Source organism: Alicyclobacillus contaminans DSM 17975, assembly GCF_000429525.1.
GTDB classification, from domain to species: domain Bacteria; phylum Bacillota; class Bacilli; order Alicyclobacillales; family Alicyclobacillaceae; genus Alicyclobacillus_A; species Alicyclobacillus_A contaminans.
In genome coordinates, this window is sequence record NZ_AUCA01000001.1 from 67297 (window position 1) to 93243 (window position 25947).

Annotated in this window: 26 protein-coding genes; 17 read left to right on the forward strand and 9 right to left on the reverse strand. The window is 59.7% G+C overall.

Annotation, left to right across the window (positions count from 1 at the left end; genetic code table 11):
- Positions 1-2 precede the first annotated feature (2 nt).
- The 8 genes from G463_RS0100325 to G463_RS0100365 all read left to right on the forward strand — a co-directional run bounded on the left by G463_RS0100325 (position 3) and on the right by G463_RS0100365 (position 9467).
- Positions 3-1769 carry a histidine kinase gene (locus G463_RS0100325; RefSeq protein WP_245575639.1) on the forward strand — a complete coding sequence of 589 codons (1767 nt, stop codon included), beginning with the start codon at positions 3-5 and terminating at the stop codon, positions 1767-1769.
- A complete protein-coding gene (locus G463_RS0100330; RefSeq protein WP_026973619.1) occupies positions 1766-2536 on the forward strand; it encodes a LytR/AlgR family response regulator transcription factor in 771 nt (256 codons plus the stop codon). The genes G463_RS0100325 and G463_RS0100330 overlap by 4 nt, the downstream gene beginning before the upstream one ends.
- 205 nt (positions 2537-2741) lie before the next feature.
- Positions 2742-3065, forward strand: a complete 324-nt coding sequence (locus G463_RS0100340) for a DUF485 domain-containing protein (protein ID WP_026973620.1) — start codon at positions 2742-2744, stop codon at positions 3063-3065.
- Between the two features lie 99 nt (positions 3066-3164).
- Entirely contained in the window at positions 3165-5111 is a 1947-nt protein-coding gene (acs, locus tag G463_RS0100345) for an acetate--CoA ligase (protein ID WP_026973621.1), read from the forward strand.
- Positions 5112-5226: 115 nt separating this feature from the next.
- Positions 5227-5805 carry an acetate uptake transporter gene (locus tag G463_RS0100350; protein ID WP_026973622.1) on the forward strand — a complete coding sequence of 193 codons (579 nt, stop codon included), beginning with the start codon at positions 5227-5229 and terminating at the stop codon, positions 5803-5805.
- Between the two features lie 97 nt (positions 5806-5902).
- Positions 5903-7522: a methyl-accepting chemotaxis protein gene (locus G463_RS21435; RefSeq protein ID WP_051321719.1), complete on the forward strand. Its 1620-nt coding sequence runs from the start codon at positions 5903-5905 to the stop codon at positions 7520-7522.
- 164 nt (positions 7523-7686) lie between these two features.
- Positions 7687-8361, forward strand: coding sequence for a response regulator transcription factor (locus tag G463_RS0100360; RefSeq protein WP_026973623.1), 675 nt, complete (start codon positions 7687-7689; stop codon positions 8359-8361).
- Complete coding sequence (locus G463_RS0100365; protein ID WP_026973624.1) at positions 8358-9467, forward strand: sensor histidine kinase; 1110 nt, start codon at positions 8358-8360, stop codon at positions 9465-9467. Before G463_RS0100360 ends, G463_RS0100365 begins: the two co-directional genes overlap by 4 nt.
- Here G463_RS0100365 and G463_RS0100370 read toward each other — a convergent pair.
- The 6 genes from G463_RS0100370 to G463_RS0100395 all read right to left on the reverse strand — a co-directional run bounded on the left by G463_RS0100370 (position 9452) and on the right by G463_RS0100395 (position 14503).
- Positions 9452-10003 carry a GNAT family N-acetyltransferase gene (locus G463_RS0100370; protein WP_026973625.1) on the reverse strand — a complete coding sequence of 184 codons (552 nt, stop codon included), beginning with the start codon at positions 10001-10003 and terminating at the stop codon, positions 9452-9454. The genes G463_RS0100365 and G463_RS0100370 overlap by 16 nt on opposite strands.
- A gap of 22 nt (positions 10004-10025) precedes the next feature.
- Positions 10026-10664: a coiled-coil domain-containing protein gene (locus G463_RS0100375; protein ID WP_026973626.1), complete on the reverse strand. Its 639-nt coding sequence runs from the start codon at positions 10662-10664 to the stop codon at positions 10026-10028.
- 306 nt (positions 10665-10970) lie between these two features.
- The gene (panC, locus tag G463_RS0100380) at positions 10971-11840 is read right to left on the reverse strand and encodes a pantoate--beta-alanine ligase (protein WP_026973627.1); all 870 of its coding nucleotides are present in this window, start codon (positions 11838-11840) and stop codon (positions 10971-10973) included.
- Between the two features lie 87 nt (positions 11841-11927).
- Positions 11928-12782, reverse strand: coding sequence for a 3-methyl-2-oxobutanoate hydroxymethyltransferase (gene panB / locus G463_RS0100385; RefSeq protein ID WP_026973628.1), 855 nt, complete (start codon positions 12780-12782; stop codon positions 11928-11930).
- 1 nt (position 12783) lies between these two features.
- Entirely contained in the window at positions 12784-13656 is an 873-nt protein-coding gene (locus G463_RS0100390) for a Rossmann-like and DUF2520 domain-containing protein (RefSeq protein WP_051321720.1), read from the reverse strand.
- A 175-nt stretch (positions 13657-13831) separates the two neighbouring features.
- Positions 13832-14503 (reverse strand): SGNH/GDSL hydrolase family protein, encoded by a 672-nt coding sequence (locus G463_RS0100395; protein ID WP_035484818.1) that lies wholly within the window; start codon positions 14501-14503, stop codon positions 13832-13834.
- Between the two features lie 160 nt (positions 14504-14663).
- Here G463_RS0100395 and G463_RS23760 point away from each other — a divergent pair, with 160 nt between their 5' ends.
- From G463_RS23760 to G463_RS17810, 8 genes are all read left to right on the forward strand, one after another.
- Positions 14664-14795 carry a hypothetical protein gene (locus tag G463_RS23760; protein ID WP_281171039.1) on the forward strand — a complete coding sequence of 44 codons (132 nt, stop codon included), beginning with the start codon at positions 14664-14666 and terminating at the stop codon, positions 14793-14795.
- Between the two features lie 509 nt (positions 14796-15304).
- Positions 15305-16282, forward strand: coding sequence for an ABC transporter ATP-binding protein (locus G463_RS0100405; protein ID WP_026973631.1), 978 nt, complete (start codon positions 15305-15307; stop codon positions 16280-16282).
- Positions 16279-17247, forward strand: coding sequence for an ABC transporter ATP-binding protein (locus G463_RS0100410; RefSeq protein WP_026973632.1), 969 nt, complete (start codon positions 16279-16281; stop codon positions 17245-17247). The genes G463_RS0100405 and G463_RS0100410 overlap by 4 nt, the downstream gene beginning before the upstream one ends.
- Positions 17248-17273: 26 nt before the next feature.
- Positions 17274-18179 (forward strand): ABC transporter permease, encoded by a 906-nt coding sequence (locus G463_RS0100415; protein ID WP_026973633.1) that lies wholly within the window; start codon positions 17274-17276, stop codon positions 18177-18179.
- A gap of 15 nt (positions 18180-18194) precedes the next feature.
- Positions 18195-19115 carry an ABC transporter permease gene (locus G463_RS0100420; RefSeq protein ID WP_026973634.1) on the forward strand — a complete coding sequence of 307 codons (921 nt, stop codon included), beginning with the start codon at positions 18195-18197 and terminating at the stop codon, positions 19113-19115.
- A gap of 157 nt (positions 19116-19272) precedes the next feature.
- Positions 19273-20946 (forward strand): ABC transporter substrate-binding protein, encoded by a 1674-nt coding sequence (locus G463_RS0100425; RefSeq protein WP_026973635.1) that lies wholly within the window; start codon positions 19273-19275, stop codon positions 20944-20946.
- 118 nt (positions 20947-21064) lie between these two features.
- On the forward strand, positions 21065-21736 hold the full coding sequence (locus G463_RS21440) for a GntR family transcriptional regulator (RefSeq protein ID WP_051321721.1): 672 nt from the start codon (positions 21065-21067) through the stop codon (positions 21734-21736).
- 52 nt (positions 21737-21788) lie between these two features.
- Positions 21789-22160, forward strand: coding sequence for a toprim domain-containing protein (locus tag G463_RS17810; RefSeq protein WP_245575640.1), 372 nt, complete (start codon positions 21789-21791; stop codon positions 22158-22160).
- 36 nt (positions 22161-22196) lie between these two features.
- On the opposite strand, the gene G463_RS0100440 is transcribed toward G463_RS17810, so the two are convergent.
- Positions 22197-22574 carry a DUF488 domain-containing protein gene (locus G463_RS0100440; protein ID WP_026973636.1) on the reverse strand — a complete coding sequence of 126 codons (378 nt, stop codon included), beginning with the start codon at positions 22572-22574 and terminating at the stop codon, positions 22197-22199.
- A gap of 146 nt (positions 22575-22720) precedes the next feature.
- Here G463_RS0100440 and G463_RS23390 point away from each other — a divergent pair, with 146 nt between their 5' ends.
- The gene (locus G463_RS23390) at positions 22721-23875 is read left to right on the forward strand and encodes a VIT1/CCC1 transporter family protein (RefSeq protein ID WP_245575641.1); all 1155 of its coding nucleotides are present in this window, start codon (positions 22721-22723) and stop codon (positions 23873-23875) included.
- Between the two features lie 59 nt (positions 23876-23934).
- Here G463_RS23390 and map read toward each other — a convergent pair whose 3' ends face one another.
- Positions 23935-24681, reverse strand: a complete 747-nt coding sequence (gene map, locus G463_RS0100450) for a type I methionyl aminopeptidase (protein WP_026973638.1) — start codon at positions 24679-24681, stop codon at positions 23935-23937.
- A 183-nt stretch (positions 24682-24864) separates the two neighbouring features.
- A complete protein-coding gene (locus G463_RS17815) occupies positions 24865-25947 on the reverse strand; it encodes a nucleotidyltransferase family protein (protein ID WP_169725392.1) in 1083 nt (360 codons plus the stop codon).

Consider the following 25947-nt stretch of genomic DNA (forward strand, 5'->3'; position numbering starts at 1 on the left):
AGGTGAATGCGTTGACGGCGCTCACCGCACTCCTGCTGCAGCGCACGGGTCTGCTGCTGGTCGCGGCCTTTCTGTTGACCAGGGTCCGGGCGTTTCGCCACCTGCTGGATCGGAAGGTCAATGTTCGCACGGTGCTGTCGTACGCGCTCATCTTTGGCGGATTCGGCATCATGGAGGCACAGGCCAGCGTGCTGCTCGAGAACGGTCGGATGGTTCCGCACGGCCTGGTGCTGAAGTTAGCCCCGGGGCAGTTTCTCGTGGGTCCGACGCTCGTGTCCATTGTCATTGCCGGCCTCCTGGGCGGTCCGCTGGTGGGCGTGGCATCCGGAGCGCTGTGCGGCGTGTGGATGGGGATGCTGGGAGGAGACCATGTGGCGGCAAACGTTCTGGTTCAGCCGCTCGCAGGCCTCGTATCGGGAGGGTTGGCCTGGTTCTTCTCCGCCGAGCGGGTGATTTCTCCGCAGAAGGCTGTGTTCATCGGGATGATGGCGCCGATTCTGCACATGGCGCTGCTGTTGGTGTTCACCTCCCATCCGATGGCGACGTCCCAATTGGTCAATACCATCGGCTTGCCTCTGGTGGTGATTGACAGTTTGTCGGTGGCCGTCTTCACGGTCATGGTTCGCGTGGTTCTGACGGAACAGGAGCAGAGCGCTGCGAAGGAACTGCAGAGGGCGCTGCGAATCACCGAGAAAGCGCTGCCGCATCTGCGCCGTGGATTGACCGAGGGGACCGCTGTCGAGCTGGCGCGTCTGCTGCACGACGAACTGAAACTGGCGGCCGTGTCCATCACCGATGCGACGCAGGTGCTGGCTCACGTGGGGATGGGCGACGACCATCACCACCGCGGCGATCCGCTCGAAACGCCGCTGGCCCGGGCGCTGCTGGCGACGGGAGACATGCAGATTTGCGTGGACGCACGCCAGATGGCCTGCCCCCATCCGCGCTGTCCGCTCCGCGCCGCCATCCTCGTGCCCATGCGGCAGTCGGGGGAAGTGGTGGGCATGATTCAGCTGTACTTCCAGCGCGCCCAGCATGTACGGACTGTGGAGGTCAGCCTGGCGTACGGTTTGGGGCAACTCCTGTCCAACCAACTGGATGCGGTGGCCGCCACGCGCCTGAAAGAACTGGTGCGTGATGCGTCCCTGCGGAATTTGCAGGCACAGGTTCAGCCGCACTTTCTGTTCAACACGCTCCACATGATTTCATCACTCATTCGGATCAATCCGGATGCGGCCAGGCACCTGGTGGTGCAGTTGGGGCGATTCATGCGACTGAACCTACGCGCCTCGGACCATCTGCTCATCGATCTTCGAGAGGAACTGGAACACCTGTCCATCTATGTGGAAATTGTCAAGCTGCGCTTTTCCGACCAACTGAGCGTGTCGTGCCACGTGGACGGTCCCTTGGACGGTGTTCGAATTCCGCCTGGGACGCTTCAGCCGCTGGTGGAAAACAGCATCAAGCACGGCCTGGCGAACGTCACGGCGGGCGGTCACATCTCCATTCGGGTGTCCCGGCGTTCGGAAGGTGTGGAAATCCAAATCCGGGACAACGGTCGGGGCATACCACCGGCCCTGTTGGAACAGCTGGGGAAACGGCCCATGACCGGAGCGGACGGAGGGGGACGCGGTCTGTACAACGTCAACCAGCGGTTGATTCACCTGCTGGGCCCGGGCAGCGCGCTTCGCTTCGCCAACACGGAAGAAGGCTGCACGGTCTCGTTTGTCATTCCGGCGGCCGAGGAAGGAGCAGTGGAGGTTTCGTGAAAATTCGTGCGATGATTGCCGAAGACGAGTGGCTGGCGCGTGAGGAACTCGCGTACATGATTGCGCAGGAAGAGGACTTCGTGCTTTGTCCGAATGCGGAGAACGGTGTGCAGTTGCTTGAGCTGTATCGGGAATATCAGCCGGATGTGCTGTTTCTCGACATCCACATGCCTGGCATCTCCGGCATGGACGTGGCCCGCCAATGGCTGCTTGGCGATCCGGAGCGCGGGCATCGTCCGCTGGTGGTGTTCACCACGGCGTACGATGATTATGCGGTGGAGGCCTTTGCGGTGGAAGCGGTGGACTACCTCCTGAAACCGTACGACGCGGAGCGGTTTCAACGAGCGGTGGCCCGCGTGCGCAAGCGGTTGGCCGAACGCGCCTCGCGTCAGGGATGGGCCGTTCCCCCACTCGCAGCGGCGCCCTTCCATCGCTCCGCCAAGCTCTTGGTGGAAGACGGCGAGAAGGCGGTGGTCCTTGCCTGCGACGCCATTCAATACGCGGTCAGAACGGATCGGTTCATTGAAATTCACACCGAGCGACAGACGGTGCACAGCAAGTGGTCGTTGCAGGAACTGGAACAACGTCTGTCCGGATATCCGTTCTGCCGAGTTCACCGCAGTTACCTGGTGAATCTGGATTACGTGAAGGAAATTGTGCCGTGGGTGAACGGCGCGTACACCATCGTGCTGAACAACGCGGCGGAGACCAAAATCCCGGTGAGCCGACTGGCGGTCAAAACCCTGTTTCAGCAGTTTGCGCCCTGAAGGAAGCCCGCCGTTGCGGCGTCCCGGCGCAAAGGTGGAGATGTCGAAAATGTTTGCATATCAGTCTGGCGCGCCGACATGTCAGGCGCGCATTTCTACATTCTGCGCACAGATTGATCCGATGTTGCCATAAATTCGGTATGATGATGCCAAACATCGACACTGGGACCTCATCCAACGCCGCGTGATCGTGAAGGAGGTAGAAATGGCGGATTGTTCAGAAATCTCAAACACACACGCGTTTCGGGATTTGCTGAAGATGAAGCGAAGGTTTGCCTGGCGGCTGGCGTCGGTGCTGCTGATCAGTTACTTTGGGCTGCCGCTGCTCGCAGCCAGCGCACCGGTCGTCCACGCATTTGGAACCGCAGTCCCGGCTTGGGCTGCTGCGCTCGTGCAGTTTCCGACGACCTGGTTGGTGTGCGCGGCCTATCTGCGGAAGTCGAGGAGATTCGACGACATGGTGGATCAGATCTGCCGGGGGGCTGGCATCCAGCCAGCACGGGGCGCATGGCCGCTCGAAGGAAGTTGATTTTGGTTTTTGAAAGCGAATACATTCTGCGTCAAATCTCCCGCAGAAGGCGTCCGCGAGGGGGACCGAAAACCAGGGGAATGGGAGCGTGAAAGCAGTATGTCCTACGCGAATCAACTCGACACGTTGTTGACGGAGACGCGCCGATTCGCGCCGCCGGAGTCGTTCGCGGCGCAGGCGAACTACAATGATCCGGGCATCTACGAGCGGGCGCTGGCCCATCCCGAAGCCTACTGGGCTGAGGAGGCCAAGCACCTCACGTGGTTCAAGCCGTTTGACCAAGTGCTCGAATGGAATCCGCCGCACGCCAAATGGTTCATCGGGGGCAAGCTGAATGCCGCGTACAACGCGGTGGATCGGCATCGTCTGAGCGCCCGCAAGAACAAGGCGGCCATCATCTGGGAGGGGGAGCCGGGCGACAGCAAGGTGTTCACGTACGACATGTTGGGGCGCGAGGTGGATAAAGCGGCCCACATGCTGCGGCGCCTCGGCGTGAAGAAGGGGGACAGGGTCACCGTTTATCTGCCGATGATTCCCGAGCTCCCCATCACGCTGCTGGCCTGCGCGAAAATCGGCGCCATTCACTCCGTGGTGTTTGGTGGATTCTCTGCATCCGCGCTGCGGGATCGAATCATGGACGCGGACGCACGCGTGCTCATCACCGCAGATGCGGGGTGGCGGCGCGGCGGACTCATCCCGCTCAAGCAAAATGCCGACGCGGCGGTGGAAGGCACTCCGGTGGACACGGTGGTTGTGGTGCGGCGGGTGGGAGACGCGGCAGGCATCACCATGCAGCCGGGCCGGGACCACTATTGGCATGAACTGATGGCCGAATCGCCGACCACGCCGTTTCCGGCAGAGGAAATGGACGCGGAGGACGTGCTGTTTCTCCTCTACACGTCCGGCACCACCGGCAAGCCCAAGGGAATTGTGCACAGTACGGGCGGCTATCTCGTGGGCTGCAACACGTCGATGCGGACGGTGTTCGATCTCAAGGACGAAGATGTGCACTTCTGCACAGCCGACATCGGCTGGGTCACCGGGCACACGTACATCGTGTATGGCCCGTTGACCGCCGGAGCGACGGTGGTTCTCTACGAGGGTGCGCCGGACTATCCGGATCGAGACCGGTTCTGGGCCATTTGCGAAAAATACGGTGTCACCATACTGTACACGGCTCCGACGTCCATTCGGACGTTCATGAAATGGGGACCGCAGTACGTGGAGAAACACGATCTGTCCAGCCTGCGGTTGCTGGGATCGGTGGGGGAACCCATCAACCCGGAGGCGTGGATGTGGTACCACACGCACATCGGCAAGGGCCGCTGTCCGATTGTCGACACGTGGTGGCAGACGGAAACGGGCTGCGCGATGATTGCGCCGCTGCCCGGAATTGTGGAGACGAAACCCGGCGCCGCGACCCACCCGGTGCCCGGTATTGAAGCCGATGTGGTGGATGAGCAGGGCAACTCGGTGGCGCCGGGCAACGGGGGCTACCTCGTGATTAAAAAGCCGTGGCCGTCCATGCTGCGCACAATCTGGGGAGATGATGAGCGGTTCCGCCAGACGTATTTTGGGAAGTTTGAGGGCATCTACTTCCCGGGCGACGGCGCGCATCTGGACGAAGACCAGTATTTCTGGATCCTCGGCCGCATCGATGACGTGATCAACGTTTCGGGCCATCGCATCGGGACGATGGAGGTGGAGAGTGCCTTGGTGGGTCACTCCGCCGTTGCGGAGGCGGCGGTGATTGGCAGGTCGCACGAGGTGAAGGGGCAGGCCATCACGGCCTTCGTCACGCTGAAGGAAGGCATTTCGCCCAGCGATGAACTGGCCGCCGAACTCAAGCAGCACGTGACTGCGACCATCGGCGCCATGGCGCGGCCGGAGGAGATCATCTTCACAGCCGAACTGCCGAAGACGCGCAGCGCGAAAATCATGCGGCGTCTCCTGAGGGACATTGCGGAGGGCCGCGTGTTGGGCGACACCACCACGCTGGCGGATCCGAGCGTGGTGGAGGAACTGAAGCAGCTGTACAAGGAGTGAGCGGAGCGCGTACTTCGGGTCGTCCAACGAAGGGGGGATGCCCTCAGAGAACATGGCAGACGCACGACAAGGTGGTTTTGCAGTGGTTCACATGTGGATTTTGGGAGGGGATATGATGGCCGATTCGGTGAAAATCGCGGATCCAGGACCGCTGGGGCTGGCGGGATTTGGCATCACCACCTGCATTCTGAGTCTGATCAATGCGGGAGTGACCAGCGCCGAAGCGATGGGCGTGGTGCTCGGTCTGGCACTGGCGTACGGGGGTGGTGCGCAACTGTTGGCGGGAATGTGGGAGTTCCGCAAGGGCAACACATTCGGCGCTACGGCGTTCACTTCGTACGGTGCGTTTTGGATTGCCTTCTACTTGATCATCCACGCGAAACCCGGTGCCGGGATCGGCGTGTTTCTGCTGTTCTTCGGCATTCTCACTTTCTATCTCTGGATTGGGACTTTTTACTTGAACCGTGCGCTGTTCTTCGTATTTTTGCCGCTGTGGATTGCCTTCGCACTGCTCTGCCTGAACGGGTTTGGCCTCATCGGTTCCCAGGCGGGCGGCTGGGTTGGCCTGGTCTGTGGTTTGTTGGCTCTGTACACGTCGGCGGCGACGGTCCTCAACAGCGTGGCTGGCAAAACGGTGTTGCCGCTCGGCAAACCGCTGGTCGAGGCCGCGCCAAGCACCGGTCTCTCGGCGTAGTCGGCGGATTTAAGGGTCTGGAACATGCAAACGGATACTGTCGTTGGTACGCGCCCGCAGCCGCGGGCGCGTACCGCTAGGTGAGAGGGAGCCAGCGATGAGCGGAGACAGAAAACTGCCACAGCGCGTTGTGAGAGCGCAGACCGCCATCGTGGAGGCGGCCGCGCGCCAGGTGGAGTCCATTCTCGCCAAGCATCAGGGGTTGACTCGCGAAGCCAGGCAAGAAATTCGCGAAGTGATGGACAGCCACCTCGGAAATCTGGAGTACTTTGTGTTGGTGCGGGAGGACAGCTACGGGGAAATCCACACCAACCGGTTGCGGGAAGGCATTTATTTCAAGGATCCGGTGGGAATGAAGTGTGCGCAGGTGACGGAGACCACCGCTTTCTTCTATCCCCGAAATACGGGAGAGCAGCTGATTGACGTCTCCACGCCCGTTCATCTGAACGGGAAGAAGGTGTACGCGCTCCGGTCCGGCAGCATCCTGCACGGCGTGAGCCGCCACGTCAAAGTAGGGGGGACGTTTGCCTGTCTGCAACTGGCCGGGTTGCTCGGCGTCCTGCTCGACGGCCGTGGTTGGCTGGCGTACGTGTTCGCCGTTTGTCTGCTCGGCGCCGCGTGCGTCGTGATTTGGGACAGGCTGGCGTTCCAGCGGGCGTATGGCACATGGATTGGCTTTCTGCGCAAAATTGGGCAAGGGGATCTCAAACATCAACTTCGTCCCAAGTCACGGGATGAGTTTGGGCAGATGCAGTTTGAACTCAATAAAATGAGCCTCGGCGTAGCGGATATTCTCCACCAGGTGGGGCGCAGCGCACAGCAGGTCGCGGCAGCAGCCGAAGAACTGAACACCCACGCCGAGGAGACGGCGCACACGACGGAGCAGATTGCGCTCGCCATGCAGCATGTCTCGTCCGGATCGGAAGCGCAGGCTGCGGAGATTGACGTCAGTACCAGGGCGGTGCAGCAAATGTCCGGAGACATCCGGAGGATGGCGGAACACGCCCAGATTGTGGTGAATCAATCCAACACCGGATCGGCATTGGCTGCGCGCGGCCACGAGCGGATCCACCGCGCGATGGAGCAGATGACCGCGATTCACGGCTCGACCGTACAGCTGTCGCAGGCGGTGACAGCGCTGGGCCAACGTTCGGAGGAAATTGGGCAAATTGTGGACGTGGTGGCGCACATCGCGGGACGGACAAATCTCTTGGCGCTGAACGCGGCGATTGAATCCGCGAGGGCGGGGGAAGCGGGCCGGGGATTTACGGTCATTGCCCACGAGGTGCGCAGTCTGGCCGAGCAATCCGCGCAAGCGACCCGCCAAATCGCCACGTTGGTGCAGGCCATGCAGGCGGACGCCGACGCGATGGAGCGGGCGATGGAGGAGACGACGCAGGAGACCGCCGCCGGCATCCGCGAGATGCAATCGGCGGGGGATGCGTTCGCGGAGATTCGCCAGGCGGTGACTGAGGCGGAGGCCCAAATGCAAGAGATTTCACAGGCCATCCAGCAGCTCTCCGCAGGATCCGCAGAGATTGTGGCCGCTATGGAGAATATTTCTGATATTGTGGAACGGACGCACTCGGAAGCAGAAGAGGTTTCCGCCGCCACGGAGGAACAGTTGGCTGCCATGGAGGAAGTGTCCTCCTCCGCGTCGGTGCTGTCCACCATGTCGGGCCAACTCCATGAATTGATGGCGAGATTCCAAATTTGATAGGACACACAAGGTTTGCTGCCAACCGGTCGCCGGAGCCCCCGGCGGCCGGTTGGCGTTTGGTATGATGGCGACAGACGGGCTCACGCTGTGTTCACATGCTGTTCACACAGGCATGCTATGTTCTCACGCGTGGGAGACAGCGGAAGGCGGGTGATCTGGGAATGGCGAGGATTTTGATTGTCGACGACGATCCGCACCTGCGCGAGTTGGTTCGCGTCTATCTGCGGAAAGAAGGCATGGAAACGTACGAGGCTTGCGACGGCGAGGCGGCGCTCCGCGTGCTGGCGGAGACGAAGGTGGACCTGGTGGTGCTCGATGTGATGATGCCGAACATGGACGGTTGGACCTTCGTTCAGGCGCTGCGGAGCGACTCGGACATCCCGGTGCTGATGTTGACCGCCAAGGGAGAGACGCCGCAAAAATTGAAAGGATTTCAACTGGGGGCGGATGACTATTTGGTCAAGCCGTTCGATCCGCTGGAACTGGTGGTACGGGTAAAGGCGCTGCTTCGTCGCTATCGTATCGCCACCTCACAGGTGGTGGAGGTGGGGCGGGTGCGGTTGGACAAGTCGACGTACCAGGTTGCGGTGGACGGTGCAGGGATTCTCCTGCCGAAAAAGGAGTTTGAACTGTTGTTCACGCTTGCGAGACGACCGGGGAAGACCTTTTCTCGTGAACAGTTGATTGAGGACATCTGGGGCTACGACTACATGGGGGATGAGCGTACGGTGGACGTGCACGTCAAGCGGCTGCGGGACAAGTTTTCAGAGGAAAAAAGCGGATTCCGCATCACCACGGTGCGCGGCCTGGGTTATCGATTGGAGGACATCTCATGAACCGACAGCGGTCTCTGCTGTGGACCACCTTGCTCGTACTTCGCGGCATTCTTCTGGTGTTGTTGTGTTTGGCCGCAGCGTGGACGCTGGCTTACTTCGCAACGGACTGGTTATATCGATGGTGGGGGCATCGGCCGAACGGATATACGGAGCAGCTTGTGAACTCGTTTCTCGGTGTGTTCCTCATGGCTGCAGGCGCGAGTACGTTTGGCTCTGTGGTCAGGAAAAGGCAAGAATCATGGTGGAATGACGTGATGGATACGCTGCGGCAAATCGCCCAGGGAAACTTTAACATCAGGGTGCAATCGCATGTTCCAGCGAATGAGCATCATCCAAATCCGTTTCATGAGTTCGTGCAGACCGTGAACCACATGGCGTCCGCACTGCAGGAACTGGAACGCATGCGCCAGGAGTTCATTTCCAACGTGTCCCATGAGATTCAGTCTCCGCTCACCGCCATCAGCGGATTTGCGAAAATTCTTCGGGAAGAAGACCTGTCGTCGGAAGAGCGCAGCCATTATGTGGATATCATTGAGACAGAGAGCACCCGGTTATCCAGGCTGAGCGACAATCTGCTCAAGCTCACAGCCCTGGAATCGGAGCATCCCGCCTTCTCCCCGACCACGTACCGCCTCGACAGACAGCTTCGGCGCATCGTGTTGTCCTGTGAGCCACTGTGGCTGAACAAGCATTTGGACATGGACGTGTCGCTCTCCGAGATCAGCATTCACGCGGATGAGGATCTGATGAATCAGGTGTGGATGAACATCCTGCACAATGCCATCAAATTCACACCGGACGGGGGCCGCATCGCCGTGTCCGCAGTACGCAGCGGAGATCTGGTGGAAGTTCGCTTCTCAGACACCGGTATCGGCTTGGCGGAAGAAGACAGAGTGCGCATCTTCGAACGGTTTTACAAAGCGGACGCCTCCCGCAATCGCGCTGCGGGGGGAAGCGGACTGGGATTGGCCATCGCGAAGAAAATTGTCGATATGCATGGCGGCACCATCGCCGTGGAGAGCGCACTCGGCGAGGGGACCACATTCACGGTGCGGATGCGTCCGCACGGTCCGTCGACCCCTTCCCGTGTTCACCGCGATGCATGAACCCAATCCTGCGCGAGCATGCCATACAGGACATGATCCACGTAATGGTCATAAAGCCACTCCGCCTGACGCCTGCATCCCTCCTGTTGAAATCCCAACCGTTCCGGAATGGCGCGGCTTTTCAAATTGTCCGGAGCGACTCGGATTTCAACGCGATTCAATCCATATTCCTGGAAGAGGAAGTCAATCAGCGCACGACAAGCGTTGGTCATGATGCCCTTGCCCTGAAATCCTTCACCCAACCAATATCCGAGGCTCGTCATTCGATGCGTCCACTGAATGTAGTGCAGGCCGAGGACGCCTGCCAGCTGCCCATGATGCCATATTCCCAGTTGCACACCGTTGCTGTTCGCGAATTGCTGCAACCCGGATTGAATAAAATCCTGGATATCTTGAACAGTGCGGGTTCCATCCACGAAGGGGAGCCATGTCCGAAGATGGCTCCGCGAAGCGTCGAGCAACGCAAACAGCTCGTCTGCATCACGAAGTTCCAACATCTTCAGGCTCGTATTCTCATCCACCCTTTGACGAAACACCGGCCACATCTCCGCTGTCTTTTTAGATACGCGATTTCAATCGTTTGATCTCCAGTTCATGAGCTCCAAACATCTGGGCCAATTGGCTGTCCGAAACATGCAGAGCCGAGATTTCGTGCTGGAGTCCATGAATTTGTTCGATGATTTGGCCTGCGAATTCCGTTAACATCGCGTGAGTCTGTTCCTTCATCTGTCGCAGGTCACTCTTCCATTCGGCACGGAGGTTGACCACTTCCGTCTGCAGAGAGGAAACCTGTCCACGGAGTTCTGCAACGTCCGACCGAAGGGAGGACAGCTGTCCTCGCTGGTCAGCCACCTCGGTTTCAATGGACGACATTCGTTCACGCAAATCCGCGACTTCCAACTGAACGGAAGACACCTGTTTCTGCAGGTCCCCGACTTCCGACTGAACGGAAGACACCTGTTTCCGCAGGTCCCCGACTTCCGCCTGAACGCAGGACACTTGCTTCCGCAGGTCGCCGACCTCCGCCTGAACGCAGGACACTTGCTTCCGCAGGTCGCCGACCTCCGCCTGAACGGAGGACACCTGATGTCGCAGATCCCCAACCTCCCCTCGGAGCGCGGACAGGTCCAGCTTCACGTCCGATATCTCATCGCGGACAACCGACCGAACCAGCTCGGCAAACCTCAGCTCGTCCATGGGAATTCCTCCGATGCGCGTCTGTTAGACTCATCATAGCATCCCTATCTTCCGAGCGCCTCTCCCAAGGGGTCCGAATTCACACAATTCGAGCACGTCACCCAAATTTCCTTCGGTGCCGGGAGTTCAGAGACTCGATGGATTGGACGAAGCTGGTTTCGGGCGCATGACATGCCGGGGGGGGACGGTGAGGTGCCGCATTCAACGCGGCGATGTGGGCGCGAAGACAATATTGGGGCTGCGTGCCCGACGTGAATTGCCGCCGGGGGCAGCCCCATGCTTCACAGGTAGAATTGACAATCGTTGTTACAAAAGATGAACCTGGTTGTCCTGAACGTCCACCTGAACGTTGTCAATCAGGCGAGCGCCGCCAACGTAGGCGGCAATGGCCAACATGGTGGCGCCATGCAGCCGCTCGGGGGGGGTCAGCGTGTCCATCGATACGGCTTCCGCGTAATCGAGGCGTACACCGGGCTCGGACGAGACCAAATCCGCCATGGCGGCCCTCACCACATCGGGGCGGCGTTCGCCGGATTGCAGCAGTTCCAGCCCGCGCTGCAAGGCGCGATAGAGTACGGTGGCGTGCGGGCGCTCCTCGGGTGTCAGGTAGATGTTGCGAGAGCTTTTCGCCAAACCGTCCGGTTCCCGCACGATAGGAACTGCGACGATGTCAATCGGCATGTTCAGGTCTTCCACCATCCGCCGGATGACCGCCACCTGCTGACCGTCTTTTTGACCGAAGTACGCAGTGTCCGGTTGCACGATGTGGAACAACTTGGTGACCACCGTCGCCACGCCGCGGAAGTGGCCGGGACGAGTCCGTCCACACAGTGGCGTGCTGAGCGACGGCACTTCCACGTACGTCGCCATCGGCTTCGGGTACATTTCTTCCACGCTCGGTGCAAACAACACATCACATCCGTGTTGTTCCAGCAATGCTGCATCTCGCTGCAAATCGCGCGGGTATTTGGCGTAGTCTTCGTTTGGTCCAAACTGCAAGGGATTCACAAAAACACTGGCAACCACCACGTCGTTGGCGGCTCTAGCGGCGTCCACCAGGGCCATGTGCCCTTCGTGCAGATAGCCCATGGTCGGCACCAGGGCGATGCGGCGGCCAGATTTACGCAAAGGCAAGAGATGGTTGCGCAGGTCTTCAATCCGTGTGACTTGAATCATTGGCGTCCTCTTTTCTCTAACAAAATCTTGTTGTTCGGGTCCACCGACGTATTGATGGCGGCAGACGCCGGGAGATGGTGGCTTCGTTCAGTGGTTCGGCTGCAATAACGGCTCCAGTTCAGCGCGTTCCGCAGGCTTCAGATACACCGTCTGATCCGGACCGGGGAATTGGCCTGTGGCCACGTCTTGCACGTAGGATTTTGCCGCCTGCACAATGGTGCTGGCCAAGGTTGCGTACTGTTTATTGTGCTTGGGAATGTAGCCCGAAGTGTAACCCATCATATCGTGAAACACGAGAACCTGTCCGTCGCATCCCGCGCCGGCGCCAATGCCGATGGTGGGAATGGTGAGCCGCTTAGTGATGGCTTCCGCGACTTCGGCGGGAACCGCCTCGAGCACCACCGCGAAGGCGCCCGACTGTTCCAGCGCGGTCACCGCGTCCAGCATGCGTTCCACCTCCGGCAGCTTGCGGCCTTGGACTGCAAAACCGCCCAACGCATGCACACTCTGCGGCGTCAAACCCACATGCGCCATGACGGGGATGCCGGCCTGAACCAGGCGGTGCACGGTGTCCGCCAATTCAGCGCCGCCCTCCATTTTCACAGCGTGGGCGCCGCCTTCCTGCATCAGTCGGCCGGCGTTCCGCAGGGTGGTTTCGATGGAAATCTGATTGGACAGAAACGGCATGTCGGCCACAACCAATGGGCGTGTGACCGCGCGGGTGACCATTCTCGTGTGATAAAGGATGTCGTCCAAGGTGACCGGCACCGTGGTGGACTGGCCCTGAACCACCATGCCCAACGAGTCGCCCACGAGCAGTGCGTGCACGCCCGCTTCCTCCAGCAGCTTGGCGGTCGGATAATCGTAGGCCGTCACCATGGCAATTTTCTCGCCGGCCTGTTTCATGTTGAGAAACGTTCGTACCGTGACGGATTTCGCCACATCACATACCCCCCAGAATGTTTTCAAAACGATGGCGGAGTGTCTCTCGCGCGGTTGGCGTGAGACTTCCCTTGCTGAAGGCCACGTCTGCCGTGGCCTTCCCCAGGGCAGCGTACACAGAGAGTGCGGTGGGGTTGTTCTGCAAAGCACGAAGATGCGCTTCGATGGTCGCGGTGTCTCCGCGTTCAATGGGGCCGGTCAACGCGTCCGGCAGACCCAGCGCCGACAAATTGTCCACAGCGCCCCGCAGGAGTGGCAACAGCGCGCGCAGTCCATCCGGCAGGCCGGATACTTCCGCAGCCACGGCGGCCAGTGCGACCAACGCGTTGGATGCCAGTACAGCCGCGGCGTGATACGCCGGCCGCTGCTCCGGATCCATCGGAAGCGGGGTTCCACCCCAGGCGTGAATCCAGTCGCTGGCCATCGCGACAGCGTTGGGATGGCCATCCAACGTGAAATGGATACCGCGGAACAGCGCTGCGCCCAACTCCGGGCGAGCGATGGTCTGCAGCGGATGCATGCACAGCGCCGCGGCACCCAGCGACATGACGGGCCCAAGGGCGTTTGCAGAAAGCGATCCGGCGGTGTGCACCACCAGTTGTCCGCCGCGAATCCACCCCGTGTCCGCCAAAGTCTGTGCCATGGGTGTCACAGCCTTGTCGGGCACCGTGAGCAGGATCATCTCGGCGCGTCGCACTGCGTCGGAAAACGCTTCCAGAGGAACCACCGGCACACCGGTCGCTTCCATAAACCGTTGACTAGCGGGCGTTCCACCGGTGCGAGCGCACGCGGCGATGGCGGTGTGCCCCAATTCCATCAGCGCAAGTGTCAGTGCAGTTCCCATTTTTCCGGGTCCGAGCACAGCAAAGTTCAATATGGACACCTCCGTAGGAACTGCGAACAGCCGTGCCTCTCACTCTCCGCGTCGGATGCGGGTGCCTGTCCGCTGTCTGCGCGAACAGGCTGAACCCGGAGATCCGGTTCGTTCAGAGATGTGAGTGCACGGCTCCATTGTAGCAAAACGCGGGTGGGGAACCAATCGCAAGGAGCTAGGGAGCCTGCCCCAACGCGTCGAAGATGGCCTGCTGCATCGCCTGGGCAATGACCCCATGCCCGTCATCGTTTGGGTGAATGGGACGGCAATACGGGGTGGCCAGGTCCTGTATTTGCCCGGTCCGATACCGCGCAATCCAGTTCGGTTCATGACCGCGGAACAGTGTGTACAGGTTCACCACAGGAAAGTGAAATGCGGCGGCGGATTTCGCCAGGTGTTGATTGAAGCGCGTGATGGCAGCTTCCGCCAGAGATGCATTCGGCAGAGGGTTGTACAGGGAACCCACGACCACGTACGGCACGCGCCGCTCTCGCAACACCTCGAATACGGCGGCAAGCGCGCACGCAGAAGCGTCGACGGCGCGTGCCAACGCCTGCATGGGCGCGCGGTGGGTAAGCAATCCGTAGTAGCGCCGGCGCAAATCGTTTCCGCCAATCAACACGGTCGCCACGCGCACGTTGCGCCATGTCTCTGGTGTCATCTCGCGGCATGCGCGAAGCAGATTTGCGGTTGTCCAATAGGGACCGGCCACCGGTAACCATTCCGTGCAGATGGACTGAGATTTCAGCACGTTGGCCGTACAGGCCGCGAATCCGTTGCTCGGAACGGTTGCACCGACTCCCTTGGTGATGGAGTCGCCCAGTGCCAGATAGAGTGTCCGCGGCACACCAAACTCCCCTTCGCTGGACAGCTGCGAGGGCTCACCGGCGCCTAGCAGCCCAAATGCGCCCAATCTGGACGTTTATCCCTAACTCCTATTTCCTAAATTGCATTGACTAACAGTGTGTTTCTGAACACAACATCATCACCACAAGGAGTGAGCCTGCATGTACGGTGTGTTTGGCGGTTATACGCGTTGGGCTGTTGTGTTCCTGATCATCTTTGTGCTGTTCTTCTTGTTGGTTCCGGGTTACGGTGCCACTACCACCACCTGTACCACAACCACCTCGGTGGTCTGACCGGTGTTCTGATGCGCAGTGGCCGGACGCGTGCAACGCTTCCCGCCGAACCGGACATCGGTGCCGGAAATGACACGCCAGGTGTATGAAGCGGGTAGAACAGGTTTTCTCATCCTATGCACTCAGCCGCGGATTGGTCACTGGCAAGTACCATGAAATCCGCGGCCCGCGAAGGTGAACGGAGCCATGCGGTGAATCCAGCCAGGGTTCATTGCATGGCCATTTGTGTTGATTTCCGCACCGCTGAGCAACGGGGCCCGGAGACGACGGCCGCAAATGTGAATTTATCTGAAAAGTGTTTCTTATTCAGAAAACCAACAGATTATCCAAAATAAAATTGTTGACAGTTGACTATTAACTGCAAATAATAGAGTCTGGCACAAGTCTTAAGAATATTTTTTGTTACAAAACTTCACGTATGCCCCGTGGTTGGTCGTGCATGGAGGACAACGGGGTCATTTCCTGTCTGATACTTTCAACCGTATACACAGAGAGGACTGAGTTTTGGAATGAGTGACGCGCTGCTGGAGATTTCCGACTTGCGTACGTCGTTCAAGTCGGAATCCGGGTACATGAATGCGGTCGCCGGTGTCAGCCTGTCGTTGCGGGCTGGGGAAACCGTCGGGCTGGTTGGTGAATCGGGGTGCGGAAAAAGCGTCACATCACTGTCCATCATGCAGCTGTTGCCGAAAACAGCAAAGGTGGAGGGCTCCATTCGGTTTCAGGGGAAGGACCTGCTGGCCATGAAGGAGCCGGATGTGCGAAAATTTCGCGGCAACGAAATTTCTATGATTTTTCAGGAGCCGATGACCGCGCTCAATCCCGTGTTGCGCATCGGAGACCAAATTGCGGAACCGCTGCGGATGCACAAGAAGCTGTCCAAGCGAGAGTTGCATGACCGCGTGATTGAATTGCTCAAGCAGGTCGGCATTCCGCGCCCGGAACAGATTGTGAAGGAATATCCGCACCAGTTGTCCGGGGGAATGCGTCAGCGTGTGATGATTGCGATGGCGATGGCGTGTGAGCCAAAGCTGTTGATTGCCGATGAACCGACCACGGCCCTGGATGTGACGGTCCAGGCTCAGATTCTCGATCTGCTGCGCGAGTTGCAGGCCAGGAACAACATGGCGCTGCTGCTCATCACCCATGATCTCGGCGTGGTGGCCGAGATGTGCGAACGCGTGATTGTGATGTATGCCGGAAAAGTGGTCGAGGAGGGAGATGTGCGGAGTGTCTTCCGTAATCCCCAGCATCCGTACACGTCGGGCCTGCTCAACTCCATACCCAAGTTGATCGGGGAGCGGGAGCGCCTTCAGCCGATTCGAGGCAACGTGCCGTCGCTGGCGAATATGCCGCCGGGGTGCCGGTTTGCGCCGCGTTGTCCGCATGCCAAAGACATCTGCCATACCAATCATCCTTCGTTACTGGATGTCGAGGCGGGGCACAAGGTGAGTTGCTGGATGGCTGAGGAGGTTGCGGCAAGATGAGCGACGCATTGTTGACGGTTTCCAACTTGAAAAAATACTTTCCCATTCGAAAGGGCGTTCTTCGCCGAACGGTCGGTCACGTCAAAGCGGTCGACGACGTTTCCTTCACGGTGCAGAAGGGCGAAACGCTGGGGATTGTCGGTGAGTCCGGATGTGGCAAGTCCACCATGGGCCGGTCCATCCTTCGGTTGATTGAGCCCACCGGCGGCGAGGTCAAATTTGAAAATACCAATCTGACCAAGCTGTCCAAAGGCAGCCTGCGCACGCTGCGGCAAAAGATGCAGATTGTCTTTCAAGATCCGTACGCGTCGCTCAATCCCAAGTTCAAAATTGGAACCATTCTTGAACGGCCGATGCAGATTCACGGGCTGTACACGCCGGCGGAACGGCGCAAGCGCGTAGCCAGCCTGCTGGAGCGCTGCGGGCTCGACCCATCCGCCGCAGAGAAATATCCAAACGAGTTTTCCGGCGGGCAGCGCCAGCGCATCGGCATCGCTCGGGCGTTGACGTTGAACCCGAGCCTGATTGTCCTCGATGAACCGGTGTCCGCGTTGGACGTGTCAGTGCAATCCCAGATCATCAACCTGCTGGAAGACCTGCAGGAGGCGTTCTCGCTGACCTATCTGTTCATTGCGCACGACCTCAGCGTGGTTCGGCACATCAGTGACCGGATTGCGGTGATGTACCTGGGGCAAACGATGGAATTGGCGGAGAGTCTGGAGCTGTTCGAGGCGCCTCTGCACCCGTATACGCAGGCGCTGTTGTCCGCCATCCCGGTGCCAGATCCGGACGTGAAACGCGAACGCATTCTGCTGCGCGGCGATTTGCCAAGTCCGGCCAATCCGCCCGCCGGCTGTCCGTTCCATACGCGCTGCAAGGACGCGAAGGACATCTGCAAAACGAAAAAGCCGGTTTGGAAGGAAGTTCGGCCGGGACATCACGTGGCTTGCCACCTGTATTCGTAAACCGTGTGCGTGGGGAGGTACACTTCATGAACAACGCAGTACTGGAGCCGTCCCTGTCACCGGCGGCAGGCACGGCTGTCAAACGCCGCATGTCGTTTTGGAGGTTCGCGAGGCGTTACCCGTCCGTGGTCGTCGGCGGTTTGATTGTGCTCATCATGGTATTGATTGCTTTGTTTGCTCCGGTGTTGGCGCACTACGACCCAACAAGGCCGCTCAGCGACGGTCTGTCGCAGATGGGGGCGCCGCTGCCGCCCAATCATAAGTATTGGCTCGGTACGGACACCGAAGGGCGCGACGTGTTCTCGCGCGTGCTCTACGGCGCGCGGGTGTCGCTCGAAGTCGGTTTCTTCGCCGGTCTCATCAGTCTCTTTATCGGCGCGCTGCTCGGCATTATCTCCGGTTACTTCGGAGGCTGGGTGGATATGGTCATCATGCGGCTGACCGACATGGTGTTGGCGTTCCCGTTCCTGCTCTTCGTCGTCGCTCTGGTGGCCGTGATGAAGCCCAGTGTCACCAACGTGTTCATCGCCATCGGCGTATTTGGCTGGGCACAGATGGCGCGCATCATTCGCGGCCAGGTTCTGGCGGTCAAGGAACTCGAGTACGTCCAGGCCGCGCGGTCCCTGGGCGCGTCCGCCTGGAACATCATCTTCAAAGAAGTGCTGCCCAACGTTATCACACCGGTCGTCATCTATCTTACCTTGGCCATCGGGCAGAACATTCTGCTGGAAGCATCGCTCAGTTTCCTCGGCTTCGGCGTTCAACCGCCCGAGCCCAGTTGGGGCAATATGATTCAGGAAGGCATGGCCTATTTCCAATTGGCGCCTTGGCTGATTTACGCGCCCGGTCTGATGCTGCTGATTACAACCATTGGATTCAACCTGCTTGGTGACGGCCTGCGCGACTGGCTCGATCCGAAGGTTGGACGGTAGGAGGGAAGTTCCGCCATGGCATCATACATCCTGCGCCGCTTCATCGGAGCCCTCGTGGTTCTGTTCGGCATCTCTGTCATCACCTTCATCATCGCATATGCGGCCCCGGGGGATCCGGCCCGCCTGATTGTCGGTGCGAAGGCGCCGCAGACGGTGGTGGACGCGGTGCGCCACAACCTCGGACTGGACCAGCCGCTGCCCATCCAGTACATTCACTACATCGGGCGGCTGTTGCACGGGGACCTGGGATTCTCGTACCACAACAACCTCCCGGTGGCTGAGTTGATTGGCCAACGCATTGGCAACACGGTGCAGTTGGCGCTCGCCAGCTGGATTGTGGAAGTGATTCTCGGACTGCCGCTCGGGATTTTCGGCGCTCTGTACCACCGCCGTACGGCCGACTACATCCTGTCGTTCCTGACCCTGGTCGGCATGTCCATGCCGGTATTCTGGTTTGGCATGTGGCTGATTCAGAACGTGGCCTATGGCCTTGGCATTCTGCCGCTCGGCGGCGTGGGCGGTATCTCCCACCTCATTCTGCCGGCCATCACGCTTGGCGTCACCAACATGGCGTTCTATCAGCGGCTCGTTAAGAGCTCGATGGTGGACGTCATGAGCCAGGACTACATTCGGACGGCGCGCGCCAATGGAGTGCCCGCGCACCGGGTGGTCACCCGCCATGCGCTGAAGAATGGGCTTATCCCCGCGGTCACCTACGCCGGGATGGACATCGCCCAGTTGTGCGGCGGCGTGGTGCTGACCGAGACGGTGTTCAATTACCAGGGGGTCGGCCAGTTGGCCTGGCAGTCCATTGAGAACCTGGACTTCCCGGTGATTATGGCCACGGTCCTGATTGCTGCGGTGTTCGTGGTGGTCATGAACTTCATCGTGGATATTGTCTACTCGCTGATTGATCCGCGCATCAGCCTCAGCTGAGCGCGTCGAAACAAGGCCGGTGCTCCCGGGGGAGACAAGCCCGGGAGCCGCGGCGAGAAAGGGGCGATGCCCGGCGGACGCACGTCCTGCCACAGCCATTTCTCCGCAAAATTGATAGATGATTCACAGACTTCAAGAGACAAGGGGAGGATATGTGATGGAAGGACTCTGGAAAAAGGGCCTGGCCGCGCTGAGCAGCACCGCAGTCGCGGTCGCACTGCTCGCCGGTTGCGGTGGTGGCAGCACTAACAACGCAACGAGCAATTCCACTGGAACCAACGCTGGTACGCCGCAGAAAGGCGGCACCATCAACATTGACATCAACGACGACGTCGCGCACTTTGACCCGGCGGTCGCGTACGACCAAGGGTCCTGGGAATTTGTCTGGGGCAACATCTACAACCAATTGCTCAAGTACAAGCCCCAAACGACGGACTTGGAACCGGATCTGGCCACGTCCATGCCGGAAATTTCGTCGGACGGGTTGACCTATACGTTCCACATCAAGAAAGGCATCAAGTTCTCCAACGGAGACCCTGTGACGGCGCAGAGCTTCGTGGATGAATTCAAGCGCATCCTGACACCGAGCGTCCAGTCGCCGGCGGTTGGCTTCATTGATCCGGCCATCCAGGGCGCAGACGACTTCTACAAAGGCAAGACCAAAGAACTGACTGGCGTGGTGGCCAAGGACGACTATACGCTCGTCATCAAGTTGACGAAGCCGCAGACGTTCTTCACCAAGGTCTTGGCGATGCCGTTCTTCTCTCCGGTGGACGAAAAGTACATCCAGTCCATCGGCGGCGACAAGGCGTTTGACCACAAGCCCATGGGCACCGGTCCGTTCATGATGCAGTCGTACACCCCAGGTAAGGGCTTTGTGCTCGTGCGCAACCCCAACTACTACGATTCGAGCAAGCCGTACCTGGATGAAATCGACGTACACGTCAACAGCAACCAGGAATCCACGGCGCTCAGCTTCGAACAGGGCAACACGGCGCTGATGGACGACTACACGCAGCAGATACCGGCGCAGTATTATCTCAAGTGGAGCGCGCAATCGCAGTATTCTTCACTGCTGAAGAAGCAGCCGTACATGGGAATTGAGTACGTGGGCCTGAACACGCAAGTGGCGCCGTTCAACAACAAACTGGTGCGGCAGGCGGTGGAATATGCCATCAACAAGGACAACGCCGTCAAGCTGGCGAACGGCCGCGGCCAGGTGACGAACGAAATTTTGCCGCCGGGCATTCAGGGATACGTCCAGCAGTTGGGTGGCCAGGACGATGTGAACTATAAATACGATCCCAACAAAGCGAAGCAGTTGTTGAAAGAGTCAGGCGTCACCAACCTGAATGTGACCATGATTGTGCGAAACCGCGCGCCGTTGACGCAGATTGCTCAGTCGATTCAGGCAGACCTCAACGCAGTCGGTTTCCACGTCACGCTCAAACAGGTCGGTGAGAGCGATTATCTCAGCCAGGCAGAATCGGGTAAGGCGCAGTTCGGTCTCTACGGCTGGTTCGCTGACTTCCCGGATCCGTACGATTTCCTGGACGTCCTGTTCAACAGCAACCAGGCGCCCATCAACAACTGGGCGAACTACAAGAATCCGACCGTCGACAAGGAATTGCAACAGGCGGCCACGATGCCGGACGGTCCGGAACGGTACAAGCTGTACGACAAAATCCAAGACCAGATCCTCGACGACGCGGCTTGGGTGCCGCTCTATAATCCGGTGAACACCACCATCCACCAGTCCTGGGTGAACAACTACTACACCAGTCCGGTGATGGAAGATCCGCTCGCCGATCTGTGGGTTTCCAAGCACTGATGTGAACCCGTGAACTGGGGGCAGAGGATTCGTCCTTTGCTCCCCATCCTGGCCAACGACGCTTTAGCATACTACCACGTTATTGAATGCAAGCATTGGAGGAACAGGAGACCGGGAGATGAGACTGGAAAAACCGTGTGGGCTCAGTTTGGTGGAACACACGGCGCGGTCGCTGCGCCAAGCCATTCAGAGCGGACATCTGAAACCCGGTAGTCGGTTGGTGGAATCGGCGATTGCCGATGAAATGGGGATCAGCCGCGGTCCCGTGCGGGAAGCCATCCAACAGTTGGCCGGGGAGGGCTTGCTCGAAATCCATCCTCGCCGCGGCGCCGTGGTTCGGGGGCTGGACGCTAAGACCGCCTACGAAGTGCAGACCTTGCGCGGTGTACTGGAGGGCTTCGCGGCTCGTCTTTGCGCAGACCGGCTGTCGGAGCAGCGGGCCGACGCGCTGCGCCGTCAGCTGCAGACGCTCATGTCCGCGGCCGAAGCGGGCGACGTGGCGGCGTTCGTGGAAGCGGACGTGGCGTTCCACGGGAGCATTGTCGATTTTGCGGATCATCACCGTCTGAGCTTAGCCTTTCACGCCCTCAATCCCTTGCATGGCGTGGCATGCAACTTCGGCCTCAGCCCGGGGGAGGCGCTCATCACCAGCAGTCACCGGCAGCGCCGACTGTTGGCCGCATTGTTGAGCGGCGACGCGGGGTTGGCGGAGGCGATGGTGATGTCTCACTATGAAGAACAGGCCAATTTGTTTATGTCGCGATTATCCGGTCGGCGTACGATACACTAACGGTACACCAAGTTGCCAGCGGGCACCGGAAAGGGTGACGGGAGTGGCCGAAGTGGCAGACCAGTGGCAGAAAGTCATCGTCGTCGAGGGCCGGACCGACAAGGAGCGCTTGGAAGCGGTTCTGGCGGAACCGGTGAAGATTGTGTGCACATTCGGCACGCTCAGTTACGAAAAGCTGGAGTCGCTGGTGCAGCGGCTGCAGGACGCGGACGAGGTGTACGTACTGGTGGACGCCGACACGTCGGGGATGAAGCTGCGCAGGCAGTTGAAGCAGGAATTGCCGAACGCGAAGCACCTGTACACGCGCCGCATGTACCGAGAAGTTGCGCGGACGCCGTTGGAACATCTGGCCAAGGTGTTGGCCGACGCGCATTTTGAAGTGCATCCGCATTGTCTGAATCCTGACGGAAACCACCCGCAGTGACGAACGCGGGTGGTTTTTTCACGCCGGGGCCCTGTGTTAGCCCTCCCTCTCGGGCCGATGTTCCTCCAGATATTGCAGCAGAACCTGGGCGTGGTTGTGCACCGGATCGCGCGCGGCGTAAAGGAGGGTGACGTCGTGTTGCTCGAGTTCCCTGAGCACCCGTTCGACGGCGGACCGCTGCTCGGGAGATTCCGTCAGTTCGGCGCGGTAGCGCGCGCGAAATTCTTCGAATCGATCCGGGCGATGTCCGAACCACTTGCAGAGATCAGGAGAAGGCGCGATACTGCGCAGCCACTCGTCGAGCTCCGCCTTCGCTTTGGACACGCCGCGCGGCCACATCCGGTCCACGAGCAGGCGCATTCCATCGTCGCTCGACCGGGGTTCGTAAATCCGTTTGATCCGTAGTTGCCGCAACGTTGGCGGCTCCTTTCCGTTCGTGGAATGTTCACGCTCCATGCACACATTCCACGGTTCGCTCTGGTACTATATTGTATATTGTCCGGATCTTACTTATCTGATCTTAGCGGAATCCATGTCCATTGACCAGAAGGAGGCCGGGAATGCGGAACAGAGGGCAAAGTCTGGACTACTTGCAAAAAACGCTGGTGGAAAACTGGCGCCGGGAAATGGAAGCGGCCCGGCTCTATGAACTGTCCGCAGCGCGCGAGTCGGATCCGCGGCGGCGCGCCATATTTCAACAACTGGCCGACGTGGAATACAAACATGCGCGGATGTGGGAGAACAAACTGGCTGAGCAGGGGTTTGATGTCGCGGAGCTCCCGCGTCCGAACGTGTCGATTGACGGCTTAAGTCCCGTCGGGATTGTTCAACGAATTGAAGCGATTGAGGATGGCAACGCCGCCTGGTATCAGTCGCTTCGCAACGTGATTGACGATCCGGACATCGTTCGCATGATTGACCAGATTGATGCGGATGAGCAGGCGCACGGAGAATTGGACGCGCTGCTGCAAACCGACCCGCCGCCGGAGAAGCGGCTGCGGACGATGTGGAGTCGGGAGCGGCACCGCCACGGCGCCAACGATTGGGTGGGCGACGCTATCTACGGGGTCAATGACGGCCTCGGCGCCATCTTCGGTATCATCTCCGGGGTTGCGGGGTTCACGGACAACACGCACACCGTGCTCATCAGCGGATTCTTCGGAGCGCTGGCCAGCACGCTCTCGATGGGAGCCGGTGCGTGGCTCGCCACCAAGTCGGAGAACGAAGTGATGGAGACGACGCTGGCGCAAGAACGGCGCGAGATTGAGGAAGATCCGGAACACGAGGTGGAGGAGCTCGGGCTGCTCTATCAACTGAAAGGTTTTGCCCCGGATGAAGCGGCCCGGATTGCCGAGACCATCGCCAAGGACAAGGATCAGTTCCTGAAGACCATGGTGCAGGAGGAATTCGGCTTCCAGGAGGAGACCCGAGGCAATCCGTGGCGCTCCGCTCTGTTCGGCGGCGTGTCCACGTTGGTCGGCGGTGTGATTCCGCTGATTCCGTTCTTCTTCATGTCCGGTTTACCGGCGATGATTGCGGCGGCCATCGTCAGCCTGCTGGCCCACTTTGCCGTTGGCGCGGCGAAGAGTTTGATCACCGTCCGAAGTTGGTGGGCGAGCGGACTCGAGATGACGTTTGTCGGCATTCTCGTCGGCGTGGTGGCCTATGCGCTGGGCGCCCTGGGGTCTGCGGTGTTTGGCGTCAGCGCCGGGTAGAACCTGGCGAGCGGTCAATGAAGCAGGGGCGCACGTTGTGCGTCCCTGCTTGCATACGGTCAGAGCGCGGTGATGATTTCCGGACCGTTGTCCGTAATCACCAGTGTGTGTTCGTATTGGGTCGTCAGACTGCCGTCGGCCGTGCGGGCGGTCCACCCATCGTCATCCAGAATCGTTTCATACGTGCCGATGTTGACCATAGGCTCAATGGTGAAGGCCATGCCCTTCCTAATCTTCGGCCCGCGGTGAGGTGGCCCGAAGTGGAGTACCTCGGGCGGTTCGTGCATCTTTCGGCCAATGCCGTGCCCGATGTAGTCGCGCACCACCGACAGCCCTTCCGATTCCACGTAGGTTTGAATGGCGTGGCCGATGTCGGAAATGTGGTTTCCAATCACCGCCTGTTCGATGCCTTTGAACAGCGCCGTATGCGTCACGTCCAACAGGTGCTGCGCCTCGGGGCTGATGTGGCCCACCGCGTAGCTCCACGCCGAATCGGCGTGCATGCCCTTGTGCAGGGCCACCATGTCAACCGTGATGATGTCGCCCTCCTGGAGGACGTACTCGCTCGGAAACCCGTGGCAAATCACATCGTTGACCGAGGTGCAGGCGGCGAATGGATAGCCGCGGTACCCTTTCTGGGCCGGGATCATTTTGTGTTTTGTAATAAAGTCCTCTACAAACTGATCGATTTGCAAAGTCGTGATGCCGGGGCGGATAAAGTCTTTCAGAGCCGCGTGGCATTCCGCGACCACGATGCCCGCTTCCCGCATCAATTGAATCTCGTGTCTGCTTTTCGTGACTATCAAGGGGGAGACCTCCATTCTCAGTCCATCATACCGGAAATCGTCCGTGGATGTGAAATCTCCCGGATGTTGATGGATGCGGTCGCGTGAGGGGGAAGGAGGGGAAGACCAGAGTCCGGTTGGAGACACGGCCCGCTCCAACCGGACGAAAGGTCAGAATAGAACAGGTGCTCTGAAAATGACACCTCAGGTCAAGGATGGGATGGTGGGCGGAAGCGGATCTGCCGTCGTGTGCAGCGGCGCAGGCTGGAGCGTCTCGTCGCCCGTTCCGACGGATTCGCCCATCACCGTGGCGCAGGGTTCCACGCAAGCGTCGCGGCACACCACCGCGTGCTGCAGGATGGCCTGCTTCCCGATGCGCGCCCCGTTCCAGACGATGCTGTGTGACAGGGTTGCCCCCGCTTCCACATACGTGTTCGGGCCCAGCGCTGCGTAGGGACCAACCGTCGCGCCCGCTTCAATGACTGTGCCGTCGCCGATGTACGCGGGCCCCTGGATGTGTGCCTGTTTGTGAATGTGCACACCTCGGCCCAACCAAAGCCCCGGACGGGCTTCCGCGCCATGAATCCGCACCGCCACGCGGCGGGACAGCATATCGAACTGCGTGGAGAGGTACTGCTCCCAATTTCCGATGTCTGACCAGTAGCCGGCCGCCGTCCAACCGTAGATGGGCAGTTCGGCATTCACCAGTTGTGGAAACAGTTCTTTGCCAAAGTCACAGGGCGTCCCTTTGGGAATCACGTCCAGAATCTCCCGCTCAAACACGTAGATGCCGGTGTTCACGGTGTTGCTGAACGCCTCGTGGGGTTTCGGCTTTTCCAGAAAACGCTGAATGCGCCCGCTCCCGTCCGTCAGGACGATGCCGAACTCCGATGGGCAGGCCACTTCCGACAACACCAGAGTGGCGAGTGCCTGCCGCTGCCGGTGGTGGGAGATGACCTGGGTTAAATCGGCGTCGGTCACCGCGTCGCCGCTGATGACCAGGAATGTGTCGTCCAGAAACGATGCCGCGTTCTTCACGCTGCCCGCGGTACCGAGCGGCTCCCGCTCCTCAAAGAAGTGCAGCCGAACGCCGAACCGGGAGCCGTCGCCGAGGTGGTTCACCAGAACCTCGGGCAGGTATTGCACGGTGACGGCAATGTCCCGAATGCCGTGGCGACAGAGCAACTCAATCGCATACTCAATACACGGGCGCCCCACCAGCTCGACCATGGGTTTCGGTACTCGAGACGTCAGGGGAAGCAGGCGCGTCCCTTTGCCACCAGCCAT